Annotated in this window: 15 protein-coding genes; 3 read left to right on the top strand and 12 right to left on the bottom strand. The window is 55.3% G+C overall.

What is annotated here, in order from left to right; genetic code table 11:
- Positions 1-68: 68 nt before the first annotated feature.
- Positions 69-611: a 1,2-dihydroxy-3-keto-5-methylthiopentene dioxygenase gene (locus O9H32_RS18540; RefSeq protein WP_269867616.1), complete on the top strand. Its 543-nt coding sequence runs from the start codon at positions 69-71 to the stop codon at positions 609-611.
- A gap of 150 nt (positions 612-761) precedes the next feature.
- Here O9H32_RS18540 and O9H32_RS18535 read toward each other — a convergent pair whose 3' ends face one another.
- The 5 genes from O9H32_RS18535 to O9H32_RS18515 all read right to left on the bottom strand — a co-directional run bounded on the left by O9H32_RS18535 (position 762) and on the right by O9H32_RS18515 (position 3,764).
- A complete protein-coding gene (locus O9H32_RS18535; protein ID WP_269867615.1) occupies positions 762-1,553 on the bottom strand; it encodes an HAD family hydrolase in 792 nt (263 codons plus the stop codon).
- Between the two features lie 79 nt (positions 1,554-1,632).
- Entirely contained in the window at positions 1,633-2,148 is a 516-nt protein-coding gene (locus tag O9H32_RS18530; RefSeq protein WP_269867614.1) for a hypothetical protein, read from the bottom strand.
- Between the two features lie 11 nt (positions 2,149-2,159).
- Complete coding sequence (locus tag O9H32_RS18525; protein WP_269867613.1) at positions 2,160-3,161, bottom strand: aldo/keto reductase; 1,002 nt, start codon at positions 3,159-3,161, stop codon at positions 2,160-2,162.
- 15 nt (positions 3,162-3,176) lie between these two features.
- Positions 3,177-3,377 carry a DUF896 domain-containing protein gene (locus tag O9H32_RS18520; RefSeq protein WP_269867612.1) on the bottom strand — a complete coding sequence of 67 codons (201 nt, stop codon included), beginning with the start codon at positions 3,375-3,377 and terminating at the stop codon, positions 3,177-3,179.
- Positions 3,378-3,494: 117 nt separating this feature from the next.
- Positions 3,495-3,764: a LysM peptidoglycan-binding domain-containing protein gene (locus O9H32_RS18515; RefSeq protein ID WP_269867611.1), complete on the bottom strand. Its 270-nt coding sequence runs from the start codon at positions 3,762-3,764 to the stop codon at positions 3,495-3,497.
- Positions 3,765-4,035: 271 nt separating this feature from the next.
- Here O9H32_RS18515 and lexA point away from each other — a divergent pair, with 271 nt between their 5' ends.
- Positions 4,036-4,656, top strand: coding sequence for a transcriptional repressor LexA (gene lexA / locus O9H32_RS18510; protein WP_269867610.1), 621 nt, complete (start codon positions 4,036-4,038; stop codon positions 4,654-4,656).
- 173 nt (positions 4,657-4,829) lie between these two features.
- Here lexA and glnA read toward each other — a convergent pair whose 3' ends face one another.
- The 7 genes from glnA to O9H32_RS18475 form a co-directional block, all read right to left on the bottom strand.
- Positions 4,830-6,167 carry a type I glutamate--ammonia ligase gene (gene glnA / locus O9H32_RS18505; protein ID WP_269867609.1) on the bottom strand — a complete coding sequence of 446 codons (1,338 nt, stop codon included), beginning with the start codon at positions 6,165-6,167 and terminating at the stop codon, positions 4,830-4,832.
- Positions 6,168-6,283: 116 nt separating this feature from the next.
- Positions 6,284-6,697: a MerR family transcriptional regulator gene (locus O9H32_RS18500; RefSeq protein ID WP_013916631.1), complete on the bottom strand. Its 414-nt coding sequence runs from the start codon at positions 6,695-6,697 to the stop codon at positions 6,284-6,286.
- Positions 6,698-6,825: 128 nt separating this feature from the next.
- Positions 6,826-8,082 (bottom strand): methionine gamma-lyase family protein, encoded by a 1,257-nt coding sequence (locus O9H32_RS18495; RefSeq protein WP_269867608.1) that lies wholly within the window; start codon positions 8,080-8,082, stop codon positions 6,826-6,828.
- Positions 8,075-9,406 (bottom strand): GTPase HflX, encoded by a 1,332-nt coding sequence (gene hflX, locus O9H32_RS18490; protein ID WP_269867607.1) that lies wholly within the window; start codon positions 9,404-9,406, stop codon positions 8,075-8,077. Before hflX ends, O9H32_RS18495 begins: the two co-directional genes overlap by 8 nt.
- Positions 9,403-10,398 (bottom strand): AAA family ATPase, encoded by a 996-nt coding sequence (locus O9H32_RS18485; RefSeq protein WP_269867606.1) that lies wholly within the window; start codon positions 10,396-10,398, stop codon positions 9,403-9,405. Before O9H32_RS18485 ends, hflX begins: the two co-directional genes overlap by 4 nt.
- Positions 10,399-10,505: 107 nt before the next feature.
- Positions 10,506-11,207, bottom strand: coding sequence for an HAD family hydrolase (locus tag O9H32_RS18480; protein WP_269867605.1), 702 nt, complete (start codon positions 11,205-11,207; stop codon positions 10,506-10,508).
- Between the two features lie 169 nt (positions 11,208-11,376).
- A complete protein-coding gene (locus O9H32_RS18475) occupies positions 11,377-11,598 on the bottom strand; it encodes a hypothetical protein (protein WP_269867604.1) in 222 nt (73 codons plus the stop codon).
- A 168-nt stretch (positions 11,599-11,766) separates the two neighbouring features.
- Between O9H32_RS18475 and O9H32_RS18470 the strand changes: the two genes are divergently transcribed.
- On the top strand, positions 11,767-12,624 hold the full coding sequence (locus O9H32_RS18470) for an SDR family oxidoreductase (RefSeq protein ID WP_269867603.1): 858 nt from the start codon (positions 11,767-11,769) through the stop codon (positions 12,622-12,624).
- Positions 12,625-12,729: the final 105 nt, after the last annotated feature.

The following is a 12,729-nucleotide window of genomic DNA, read 5'->3' as shown; positions in this document are numbered from 1 at the left end:
TATAATACAGGGAGAGAAGACTTCCTTACTTCAGATAATTCAGATGACATGAGAAAGAGGGATGAACCATGGCAGAAATCCGCGTACGCAATACGAACGAGCGCATCTCCGGGGAAGAGAAGGTAAGAGCGTTCTTAGATAAACAAGAGGTCTTGTATGAGCATTGGAATGCAGCCAAACTTCCAGCTGAGCTGCAGGAGAAATTCGTTCTCAGCGATGAGGAGAAGTCCCAGATCCTTGCGACCTTCGATGAAGAAATCCGTGACCTCGCCGGCCGGCGCGGCTACAAGACATGGGACCTGATCGCCCTCTCCGACGCTACGCCGAACTTGGATGAACTCTTGAAGAAATTCGAATCCGTCCATACGCATACAGAGGATGAAGTCCGCGCCATCACGGCCGGCAAGGGGATCTTCATTATCAAAGGCACCGATGATGTCGGTTACTTCGATGTCGAACTGGAAGCCGGTGATGTCATCTCCGTACCGGAGCACAAAGCCCACTTCTTTACCCTGATGGACAATCGTCAGATTGTGGCTGTCCGCCTCTTCATCGAGACAGAAGGCTGGATTGCCCATCCGTATGAAGATCCATCCTTCCAAAAAGCATAACACCCTTACCCATGAAGCAGCTTCCCGCCAGGGAGGCTGCTTTTTGCGTGCCTGCTTTCTTGGCGAGATATAAACTCTTATCTACTTGGAAAAAGCCTCGCCCCGGAAAGGAGCGAAGCTTCGAAGGAATACATTATGGAGTGCAGGAAGCTAAATGCCATCAATGATGGGCTGGATGTCGCGCAGGGAACGAATCTCATGTACCGGAATGATCTCATCCGTGCGAACCGCTTCATGCCGGTTGATCCACAGGCTGCGCATTCCGATGGCATTCGAGCCCATGATGTCGGTCGTCAACTTATCCCCCACCATCAAACCTTCCTCGGGAGCAATGCCCAGCAGGCTGACGGCATGCTCGAAGATCGCCGGATTCGGTTTGCCCCGCCCGAATTCGCCTGAGATGACGATGTGTTCGAAGTATGGCGCCAGCTGCGGTACGCCCGCCAGCTTCTCCTTCTGCAGATCGGGAGAGCCATTGGTCAAAAGCAGGAGCTGATAACGCCCCTTCAGGGAATCCAGCACCTCGAAGGTCTCTTCATAGACAATCGGACGGCTGCGGCGCTCGGCAGGGAACAACTCGCCCAGACGGTAGCCAAGCTCCGGATCATCAATGCCGAGAGCCAGTAGGCCCCGGGTCCAAGAAGCGGTCCGGTAGCCAGGCGCCAGCGCCTCCAGCTTGCGGAACTCTTCCTGTTCCCCGCTGGTAAAATTCGCCCAAAGCCCTTCGAACGGGTTGATCCCGATCATCTTCGTGAACGAATAGGTTTCGTAAGATTCGTAGAGCGCTCTAGCTTCCTTACGGACGGCTTGCTCCAGTTTGGCCGGATCTACTCCCGTGACACGGGACGCTTCTTCGCACGTTGCCCGGAAGGCTTCCTGCACACTGCGGTCATCCCACAATAGCGTATCGTCCAAATCAAATAGAACAGCTTTAATGGCCATTTCTCCAGTCCTCTTTTCTCTATATGTATTAAAAACCGGTCATTCGCGGCGGCGAAGCATTCGCATCAAGCCAGAAGCTTTAGGCTTCCTGCTGCAGCTGCACCTGATGCTCCTGTGCAAAGGCAACAAGTTTGGGTCTGGCTGCTTCTACTGGAAACTGGTGGTAGATCCGGGAGAAGGCCCATCTGGCCGACTTGCCCTTCATCGTGATCACAATCGCATCTTTGTTCACCGAAATTTCTTGGATGTCTTCCGGCTTCAGACTGCGGTCGCCTCCGAAGCGGCGGGATGTAATGGCATCCTTGCCGATCTTCAAGAACGGTCTGCGCAGCCAGAACATCAACAAAGCAAGGAAAATATAGCTCGCTCCGGTGACCCAATATAAATCATCGCTGCCTGCTTGGCCACGGAAAGCGATAAAGCAAAAAACACCGGTAGCCACAAGCAGCATAGGGAGTACCCAGCTGCGGCCCCGGAATGTCTCTGAATGATCGGATGATGCTTGTTCCGATATGAGTCCTTGTCCGCTCTTCTTGCGCTGAACGTTCGTTACCTTCGTGTTCTTACGAACCATCCGTGACCACTTACGTGACATAGTTGAACCCCTTATCTCTCGTCTGTACTCTTCCGCCGGAATTTCTCAATAAACCGCTGCGGATATTCCTCTTCCAATGCGCTGACCTCATCAAGCCTGGACCAAATCTCTGAAGGCATCGTCCATCCAGTCGAACCCATATTGTCTTCGAATTGATCTAAGGTGCTTGCTCCGAAGATCGGCGAAGTAATACCGGGCTGCGCGAGCAGCCAATTCAAAGCCACCTGTGCGGGCGTTTTCTCTAACGATGTGGCGGCAGACAGCACTTCATCGAGAATCCGGAAGTTCTTCTCCGTATTGCGAAGTTCCCAACGGCTCTCTCCTGCCTTGGCCGACAATCGTCCCTGAACAGGTTCCTCTCCTCTGGCATACCTTCCCGTCAGGAAACCACCGCCAAGCGGCGCCCACGGAATAATACCCACATTCTCTTCCAAACATAATGGGACCATCTCACGATCCATCGTCCGGCAGACCAAACTATACTGAGGCTGGATGGAGATAAAACGGCAATACCGGTTGTAATCGCTCAATGAAAGAGACTTCATCAATTGATAGGCCAGAAAATTCGAGCATCCGATATAACGCACTTTCCCAGACGTGACCAGGTCATCCAGCGTTCGCAAGGTCTCCTCGATTGGCGTCACTTGATCCCATACATGAAGCTGATAGAGATCAATATAGTCCGTATTCAACCGGCGGAGACTGGCTTCTACCCCATCGATCAGATGCTTGCGCGACAAGCCTACATGGTTGACATTCGTACTGGTAGGAAACCGTACTTTCGTCGCCAGAATAACTTCGCTGCGTTTCTCGCGAATGGCTTTCCCGACAATCTCTTCGGACTTCCCGCTCACATATACATCGGCGGTGTCAATGAAGTTCCCTCCGCGGTCCAAAAACCGGTGTATCATGTCCACCGAATCTTCTTCACTCGTTGCATTGCCGAACGTCATGGTGCCAAGGCAAAGCTCGGATACCAAAATGCCGCTCTTGCCGAGAACGCGATACTTCATCGCATCATCCCTCCCTCAGTTCTTTCCTTCGTCCTCTTCATCAACAAATTTGATGTTCTCCAGTTGAGTGCGCAGGTTGGATTTGAAGGAATCGATATACTTGCGGCGAAGCTCATTTCGCTCGTCCATCTCTTCATCCGTCAGGCCTTCCGTTTTCGCTTTGCGGGCCAGTTCGTTAATGCGTTTTACCCTTACATCATGTTCCGATTCGCTCATGCCGTTCCTCCCGAGAATGGTAAGCCGCATAGCGGCTCTTTTCAATAATACTTTGACATTCCGAGTAGGGATTGTCAAGAGTACGGAAGGGCTCGGCCACTATCGCCAGGCACATGGCTAAGGAAGGAGCAGCTTTTGGCCCGCCTGCAGTCCGTTGCCCTTGATCCCGTTCAGTTTCTTGAGCCTTACGATATAGTCGCGGACATCCTCATCCGCGGGACCGTACTCGGATGCAACGGCCCAGAGCGTATCTCCGGGGTGGATATATATGAAATCATGCTTCTCCGCAATCGTTCCCGCAGCATAAACGTCCTGCCCTGCAAACGCAGCGGAGATCAATCCGCAAACCGTGAACAGAACGCTGAGCATCAATCCCGCTATTGCCAATCGTACGTATGTTCGCTTATTATTAGGTTTGGTTCGGAGTGTCCGTGGACCTCTCCCATATGTTCTCTCATTAGAAACTTGTCCGATCAGTGCAGTGTTCTGAACCATAACCGACATCCTCCCCAAACATTTGTTCTCATTTGTTCTGGTTCCAAATTTATCACGAACAAACGTTTGTGTCAACCCGTTTTCTCGAACTAATGTTTGTACGAACTCCGGTTCTATGTTATAATTTGACCTAATCGATTCCCAACAATTGGAGTGATATGGCATGAGTAAGATCTCCTCCCGGCAGCAAGCGATACTGGAGTTTATCAAGAACGAAGTGAAAGACAAGGGATACCCACCGTCCGTGAGGGAGATCGGGGAAGCAGTAGGTCTAGCCTCCTCCTCAACCGTTCACGGCCATCTGGAACGGTTGGAGAAGAAGGGCCTGATCCGGCGCGACCCGACGAAACCGCGGGCAATCGAGATCCTCGACGGAACGATGGGAGACGGTGCGTACTCCGTATCGGTCGCCCATGTGCCGCTGATCGGACGCGTTACCGCCGGTATACCGATTACCGCTACGGAGAACATCGAAGATTATTTCCCTCTCCCGACCCATTTTGTAGGCGATAACAATGTGTTCATGCTCAGCGTTATCGGAGAGAGTATGATCGAAGCGGGCATTCATAACGGTGACTACGTCATTGTCCGCCAGCAGCAAACCGCCAGCAACGGCGAGATTGTCGTAGCGATGACCGAAGAAGATGAGGCTACGGTAAAGACCTTCTATAAAGAGCGGGATCACATTCGCCTCCAGCCGGAGAATCCTACCATGGAGCCTCTACGTCTGAAGAATGTAACCATCCTCGGCAAAGTCATTGGTGTCTTCCGCAATATTCATTAAGATCTCCTGCGAACTCCTATACTCCGAATCGGGCTAAGCCGATTCGGATTTTTTTCGTCTCCTGACCCTAAGACACCCTGCCGGGTTTGACAGACCCGGCAGGCGTCTGCAGCAACAAAAAAAGGCCGTACTTCACCGGAATCCGGTAAAATACGGCCAAACTATGCTGTATTCTAGTACAGTGTCAGATACTGCTCGCGCTCCCAAGCGTGAACCTGGGTGCGGTAAATGTCCCACTCGATCTCTTTGAGCTCGAAGAAGTGTGCCAGCGCATGGTCGCCGAGCGCGTCGCAGATGACATCATCGCGTAGCATCTCATCGAGCGCCTGCTTGAGGTTCAGCGGCAGGCTTGGAATGCCCTGTTCTTCCCGCTCGTCTTCCGTCATCACGTAGATGTTGCGGTCGGTTGGCGGCGGCAGCTGCATTTTATGCTTGATGCCGTCAAGGCCTGCTTTAAGCATAACAGCCAGCGCCAAGTAAGGATTCGCTGCCGGGTCCGGGTTGCGGACTTCGACGCGGGTGCTGAGGCCGCGGGATGCCGGAATCCGGATCATAGGCGAACGGTTGCTTGCCGACCAAGCCACATAACAAGGTGCTTCGTAGCCTGGCACCAGACGCTTGTACGAGTTTACGGTCGGATTGGTGATGGCCGCGAACGAACGGGCATGCTTCAGAATACCGGCCATGTATTGACGTGCGGTTGCACTCAGGCCGAGCTTATCGCTCTCGTCGTAGAACGCGTTCTCGCTGCCGCGGAACAACGACTGGTGGCAGTGCATCCCGGAGCCGTTCACGCCGAACAGCGGCTTCGGCATGAATGTGGCATGCAGTCCGTGCTGACGAGCAACGGTTTTGACCACGAGCTTGAAGGTTTGGATCTGGTCGGCCGCTTTGATCGCATCGGCGTATTTGAAATCGATCTCGTGCTGTCCTGGAGCCACTTCATGATGGGACGCTTCAATCTCGAAACCCATCTCTTCGAGCGTCAGCACGATCTCGCGACGACAATTCTCGCCAAGGTCCGTAGGAGCCAAGTCGAAGTAACCGCCCTGATCGTTCAGCTCCAGCGTAGGATTGCCTTTGTCATCTGTCTTGAACAGGAAAAACTCCGGTTCCGGACCGACGTTCATGGCCGTGTAGCCCATCTCCTCCGCTTCTTTCAGTGCAGCCTTCAGTATGCCGCGCGGGTCGCCCGGGAACGGACGGCCGTCCGGCAGGTAGATATCGCAGATCAAGCGTGCAACGCGGTCGGTGGTAACCCAAGGAAAGACGACCCAAGTAGAAAGATCGGGATATAAGTACATATCGGATTCTTCAATCCGCACATAACCTTCGATGGATGAACCGTCGAACATCATTTTATTATCGAGCGCCTTCTCCAGCTGGCTTACGGGAATCTCCACATTCTTGATCGTACCGAGCAGATCGGTGAACTGAAGCCGGATGAAGCGGACGTTCTCTTCCTTGGCAATGCGCAGAATGTCTTCTTTGCTATAATTTTTGTCCGACACTGTGAAATCTCCTCCTTAGACTATGTAGCCTTGCTGCATATTAACGGAGTACCCGGGTACCCTTGCCTTGCCAAATAGGACAAGAAAACGGTACCACAGGTGCCCCGACCAAGCTCTTACTTACGGAAAAAGCGCGAGAGTTCGCCTTGGATAAGCGATACTTGATTCGGACGCTTGCCACCGCCGAGCAGCTGCTGCTTCAGCATCTTGTGAAGCTGTGAGTCGGTGAGCTCCCGACGCTTGACTTCCGTTTGCTCATTGAGTATGGTCGCATCCTCCGAATCCTTGTCGACAGGAAGAAGGACCTGTTTGATCCCGGCAATATTGACGCCTTTCTCGATCAAGTCTTTAATTTCCAGCAGTCGTTCGACATCGTTGAAGGAATAAAGCCTCTGATTGCCGCCGGTGCGTGCCGGAATAATTAGTTCATGCTGTTCATAATATCGAATCTGCCTTGCGGTAAGATCCGTCAGCTTCATTACGATGCCGATCGGAAAAAGTGCCATATTTCTGCGTATTTCATCAGTCATGCCCATCACTCCTAAACGCTGAAGGAACCTTACCGTTATTGTAACCTTAGGAGTGAAACGTGTCAAGTTATGTTAGGTTCGTGCCATATGTCAGCATAAATTACAGAAAACGTTTTTTTGACCAGGTGTCAAATTTCGGGGAGCAGTCCCCGGTCGATCATATTCTGGATGGCCGTCAGCACCCCCATCTTGCAGTGGGAATACGTCAGCCCTCCCTGCATATAAGCGATGTAGGGCTCCCTGATCGGCGCATCCGCCGAAAGCTCCAGCGATCCGCCCGAGATGAACGTGCCTGCCGCCATAATGACCGGATGCTCGTAGCCCGGCATATCCCACGGCTCCGGCACGACATGGGAGTCGACGGCTGCCGCCTGCTGAATGCCCTGTACGAAGGCGATGAGGTGCTGGGGTCCTGCGAAGCGGATCGCCTGGATCAAATCCGTACGCGAATCCTGCCAGCGAGGATGCGTGACGAAACCGAGGCTTTCGAATACCGCTGCGGCGAAGACGGAGCCCTTAACGGCTTGTCCTACGAGATGCGGAGCCAGGAACAAGCCTTGATAGATCGCGCGCGTCGTCCCCAGCATCGCTCCTACTTCTCCGCCGATGCCCGGCGCTGTTAACCGGTAAGAGGCCAGCTCCACGTACTTCTGTCTGCCGGCTATGTATCCACCGGAGGCGGCGAGGCCCCCTCCCGGATTCTTGATCAGCGACCCGGCGATGAGGTCCGCCCCCGCTTCGGTCGGCTCCGCCAGCTCCGTGAACTCCCCGTAGCAGTTATCGACGAAGACGATGAGGTCCGGACGGACCTCTTTGACGAACCGAACCATCTCCCCGATCTGCTCCACGGTGAACGACGGCCGCCAAGAGTAGCCCCGCGAACGCTGGATACCGATGACTTTGGTCGTCGGGGTGATCCGCCGCGCAATCTCCGCGAAGTCCGCCGCGCCGTCCTCCAGCAGCGGCACCTCGTCATAAGAGATCCCGAAGTCCTGCAAGGACCCGAGCCCGTCGCCGGGCTGGCCGATAACCTTATGCAGGGTATCGTAAGGCCGTCCTGTGATCATCAGCAGCCCGTCGCCGGGCCTCAGCACGCCGAAGAGCGCCGTCGAGATGGTGTGCGTCCCCGAAACGAAGTGCGGCCGCACCAGTGCCGCCTCGGCGCCGAACACGTCGGCGTACACGAGATCAAGCACTTCGCGGCCCCTGTCATTGTACCCATAGCCTGTCGATCCGGCAAAATGGAAATCGCTGACCTTGTGTTTTTGAAAAGCGGAGATCACCTTCCACTGGTTGCGGTCGATGATCCCTTCGATCTCTTTCAATTTCTCCTGAATCTGCTCCTCCGCCCGGTCCATCAAGCGGAGCACCTGCTCCTTAAACATGCTCCGAATTCTCTCCTCTGTCTCCCTGTGCCTGCAGCGATTCATCGTATGCGGCAAGCATATAGCCTATTTTATCGTATTCCTTGTTGTTCACCCGTACGGTCATCAGCATATCGTCGCCGTCCACGTCGTTCTCTAGCACTTCCCCGACCCGGTAGACGAGCGAGATGACATCGCCTTTATCCGCCGGAATCCGGTACGTTCTGCTTCCCCCGGCCAGATGCGCCTCCAGCGTGTCAAGCACCCGTTTCAAATCCGCTTCGACGTAGGAGGATACCCGCAGGAACTCGCCCTCGGTCGTCAGCATGTCCGCTTGAGCCGGAGAGATCAGATCGATTTTGTTGAAAATCGTCACCCGCTCCTTGCCGTGCGCGCCGAGCTCTTCGAGCACCTGATCCACGACCTTCATCTGAATCGGCATCATCTCCGCCGAGCTGTCGACGACATGCAAGATGAGATCCGCTTCATTGGCTTCTTCCAGCGTGGCACGGAATGCCGCTACCAGATCATGCGGCAGGTTCTGGATGAAACCGACCGTATCCGTAAGCACGATCTCGATACCGCTAGGAAGCTTCAGCGAACGCGAGGTCGGGTCCAGCGTAGCGAACAGCTGGTTCTCCACATAGACGTCGGCCGCGGTGAGCTGGCGCAGCAGCGTAGACTTGCCCGCATTCGTATAGCCGACGAGCGCGACTTGGAATACACCGGATTTCTTGCGCCGCTCCCGGTGCAGCGTGCGGTGTCGGACCGTCTCGCCCAGCTGCCGCTTGAGCTCCGCTATGCGGTCCCGGATATGCCGGCGGTCCGTCTCCAGCTTGGATTCGCCGGGCCCCCGGGTTCCGATGCCGCCACCGAGCCGGGACAGGTTCTTGCCGTGGCCGGAGAGCCGCGGGAGCAGGTAGCTCAGCTGTGCGAGCTCGACTTGAATGATCCCTTCCCTCGTACGGGCGCGCTGCGCGAAAATATCCAGGATGAGCTGGGTACGGTCAATGATTTTGACGTCGAGGTACGCCTCGAGGTTGCGCACCTGCGCACCTGACAGCTCCTGGTCGAAGATGGCGGTGTTCGCTCCCGTCTCCGTCAGCATCTCCTTCAGTTCTTCCGCCTTGCCTTTGCCGATGAACCACTTCGAGTCGGCGTATTCTTTATTTTGCGACATCGTGCCGAGCACCGCAACCTGGGCCGTCTCAGCCAAAGCTACAAGCTCCGCCAGCGAGTAGTCGGGATCGTAAACGTCCTGCTTTTTTAACTGCTGTGTGACCAGGGATACGAGGATCGCACGATCGTCCAATTCCGTTGTCACTTCATGTGTTGATTGTCTCATGGGAATCTCATACTCTCCTTTGCTGTCCTGCGCTCCACTTTGACATCCTCCGGCCGGATCACCATCAAATCCTGCTTCGACGGCTGCATGTTCGTCTGATTGAGCAGCCGCACGGCATGGCTTCGCAGCGCCTTCTCGATCAGGTTGCGGACGTACCTCGCATTGCTGAATGCGGTCTCCATTTGCCCCTTCTCGCTTAGGATCTGCTGCCGGATCCGGGCTTCCGTAGCCGGTGTCAGGGAGTATTCCCGTTCGTTGATCATCCCTTCGGCGATCTCCATCAGCTGATCCACGGTGTAGTCCGGGAATTCGAGCTGGATCGGGAATCGCGAGGGAAGGCCGGGATTGGTTTGCAGGAAAAGTTCCATCTCTTCTGAATACCCGGCTAGAATCAAAATAAATCCGTTTTTGTGATCTTCCATCGCCTTGACGAGCGTGTCGATGGCTTCTTTGCCGAAATCCTTCTCCCCGCCCCGGGCCAGGCTGTACGCTTCATCAATGAACAAGATTCCGCCCATCGCTTTCTTGACGAGCTCGCGGGTCTTCAGCGCCGTATGCCCGATATACTCGCCTACAAGGTCGGCGCGCTCCACTTCGATCAGATGGCCCTTGGTCAGGACTCCCATCGTTTGCATGAGCTTAGCGATCAAGCGGGCAACCGTCGTCTTGCCTGTGCCCGGGTTTCCCCGGAACACCATATGGTAGACCTGCGTGTTCGCAGACAGGCCTACTTCAGCCCGCATGCCCGCCACGCGGAGAAGGGCGTAGATTTCGAAGACAAGCTCTTTGACGTGGTCGAGCCCGACCATCTTATCGAGCTCTTTCATGATCTCGCCGAACTGCCCCTGCTGGGTCAGCGGCTTGCCGTTGAACTTCGGTGCGGCTGCCGCCAGCGCCGGCGCCTGCTCCGGGCTGCGCAGAACGACCGAGATTTGCCGCGCATTCTTCGTGATCTGAATTCCGTCCGAACCTGGCTGCATTGGGCCGCTCATGCGCTTCACCTCTCCATCTTCATGGTTCAAGTGTTAATGTATACGCGCATGAGGGACGGATTGTGACTTAATTCTTTGTGTCTATTGTAATACGTCAGGAGCAGAAATCAAAAAGCATCCGGGTTCCCCTGTCTGCGAACGTCACAAGCCCGGGCTTCCAAGATGGAAATGATGTCAAGCAAGGAGCGTTCCGACATGGATCCGATTCGAAGATCCACTTCCCCGAAAGGGAGACTCGACGTCGTCTCGTTGGGAACGGCCACGCAGAACATGCCGGCCCGCTTCGCGGCGAGCGCGCCGTTAGGCGAGTCCTCGAAAGCGACGGCGGCACCCGGAGACACGCCCAATCCTTCGAGGGCCAGCAGGTACAGCGCCGGGTCGGGCTTCACTTGCTCCACGTCATCCGCGGTACGGATGCACTCGAAGGCATCCAGAATGCCCTTGGCGGCCAGGTGACCGGTCACCCAAGACTTCGGGGAGCTCGATGCGAGCCCGACACGCAGACCCTCTTCGTGAGCGGTCTGCAGGTAGCCCAGCACGCCGGGCCGCAGCTCGGCCGAGGCCATCCTCTCGTCGAAGTACGAACGGCGCCACACGCGGGCCTCCTCCCGGTCGTACGGCGATCCGAACAGATCCTCGAGATGCTGATATGGATCAAAAGCCGAAGGCCCCGTACCGATACAGGTTCCCCACACTTCAAGAGTAAGCTCGCACCCATGACGGCGGTACAAAGCCTGGAACGATTCGAATTCCGGGGTCTCCGTATCGAGAATCAACCCGTCAAAATCAAACACGATGCCCTGAATCATAGCGGCATCCTCCCTTCCTTCCTGCTATGTACTGTATGGTACACCACGCCGGAAGGAAATGGATAGTGATTTTTTCATTATAATCCTTATGAGGCGTGCCTCATCGGTCTTCAGGCCCGGGGTGCACGGAGTACATAACCCGTCCGACGGCCTCTGGTCTGTCCCCGGTTCAAGGATTCTGCCGGCCTACCTTGTCGTAGCGGTCATCCACTTCCTTCGCCATCTTGCGGTACTGCTTCGTTTCTTCCGCTACCGGGTCTACATCCGACTGTACCCGGATTTCCGTTTTCACGGGAAGCTTGCGCCGGGCCGCCTCGTCCTTGTCCTCTTTCTTGAATTCGCCGTTGAACAGCTTCTGAGCAAGTTCAAGCTCCACTTCTTTCTGGTTCATGACGTACCAGCCTCCTCTTTTTATCTCTATTGTTGGTTTGTGCTCCGCCGGATTATGTACCGGTCTGCCGGGCAGCCGGCGAACCACAAACTCCCATGGCAGGCAAAGAAACATATGCAGCATGCTAAGAGATGAGCTTGACACCACGATTGCCGAGAGGAGAACACCATGACGACAGCGACATTCCCTCCCCAGCATCAAGAAGACACGCAGCCGGGAATCGAATCCCGGATGAACCCGAGACCCGTGTATGAGGACGCGAGGTACAAAGCGGCCGGAAAACTCAAGGATAAGACAGCGATCATCACTGGCGGCGACAGCGGGATCGGCCGGGCCGTAGCGGTCACCTATGCCAAAGAAGGCGCGGACGTACTGATCGTTTATCTCAATGAGCATGAAGATGCCCAGGAAACGAAGCAGCAGGTGGAAGCCGAGGGCCGAAGATGCGAGCTTCTCGCCGGTGACATTGGAGATGCAGCCTTCTGCCGCAGGATCGTGGAAGAGGCGATTCACCGCTTCGGCAAGCTGGACCTTCTCATTAACAATGCTGCCGAACAGCACCCCCAGGAGAGGATAGAAGACATCACTCCCGAACAGCTCGAACGTACCTTCCGAACGAATATTTTCTCTTTCTTCTACCTGACACAGGCGGCACTCCCCCATCTGAAGGAAGGCGCGGCGATCATCAATACAGCATCCATTACCGCCTACGAGGGCAACCCCACCTTGCTGGATTACTCGGCAACCAAAGGGGCCATCGTCACCTTCACCCGCTCGCTCTCGCAGCAGCTCGTCTCCCGGGGCATCCGCGTGAATGCAGTAGCGCCCGGACCAATCTGGACACCGCTCATTCCTTCCACCTTCGACGAGAAGACGGTCGCCTCCTTCGGTTCCAACACGCCGATGAAGCGGGCGGGGCAGCCGGAGGAACTTGCCCCGAGCTACGTCTTCCTGGGCTGCGGCGATTCCTCCTATATGACAGGTCAAGTGCTGCACGTCAATGGCGGAACGATCGTGAACGGGTAATCGTTCCATCCCCGAAGCCAGCACGCTTATAACCAAAAACCTCCCTTCCTCCGGACATATTATGCCGGACAAGGGAGGTTACGCCTTTATGGCTTGAGGTTCCAA

Source organism: Paenibacillus caseinilyticus (genome assembly GCF_027533645.1).
In the GTDB taxonomy this organism is placed as follows: Bacteria; Bacillota; Bacilli; order Paenibacillales; family NBRC-103111; genus Paenibacillus_G; species Paenibacillus_G caseinilyticus.
The sequence above is the reverse complement of the archived record's forward strand: the minus strand, read 5'-3'. Positions and strand labels throughout refer to the sequence as shown.

Coding starts and splice junctions, on each gene's coding strand:
- O9H32_RS18540 (WP_269867616.1), top strand. CDS start 69: ATGGCAGAAATCCGCGTACGCAATACGAACGAGCGCATCTCCGGGGAA.
- O9H32_RS18535 (WP_269867615.1), bottom strand. CDS start 1,553: ATGGCCATTAAAGCTGTTCTATTTGATTTGGACGATACGCTATTGTGG.
- O9H32_RS18530 (WP_269867614.1), bottom strand. CDS start 2,148: ATGTCACGTAAGTGGTCACGGATGGTTCGTAAGAACACGAAGGTAACG.
- O9H32_RS18525 (WP_269867613.1), bottom strand. CDS start 3,161: ATGAAGTATCGCGTTCTCGGCAAGAGCGGCATTTTGGTATCCGAGCTT.
- O9H32_RS18520 (WP_269867612.1), bottom strand. CDS start 3,377: ATGAGCGAATCGGAACATGATGTAAGGGTAAAACGCATTAACGAACTG.
- lexA (WP_269867610.1), top strand. CDS start 4,036: ATGAGTAAGATCTCCTCCCGGCAGCAAGCGATACTGGAGTTTATCAAG.
- O9H32_RS18500 (WP_013916631.1), bottom strand. CDS start 6,697: ATGACTGATGAAATACGCAGAAATATGGCACTTTTTCCGATCGGCATC.
- O9H32_RS18495 (WP_269867608.1), bottom strand. CDS start 8,082: ATGTTTAAGGAGCAGGTGCTCCGCTTGATGGACCGGGCGGAGGAGCAG.
- hflX (WP_269867607.1), bottom strand. CDS start 9,406: ATGAGACAATCAACACATGAAGTGACAACGGAATTGGACGATCGTGCG.
- O9H32_RS18485 (WP_269867606.1), bottom strand. CDS start 10,398: ATGAGCGGCCCAATGCAGCCAGGTTCGGACGGAATTCAGATCACGAAG.
- O9H32_RS18480 (WP_269867605.1), bottom strand. CDS start 11,207: ATGATTCAGGGCATCGTGTTTGATTTTGACGGGTTGATTCTCGATACG.
- O9H32_RS18475 (WP_269867604.1), bottom strand. CDS start 11,598: ATGAACCAGAAAGAAGTGGAGCTTGAACTTGCTCAGAAGCTGTTCAAC.
- O9H32_RS18470 (WP_269867603.1), top strand. CDS start 11,767: ATGACGACAGCGACATTCCCTCCCCAGCATCAAGAAGACACGCAGCCG.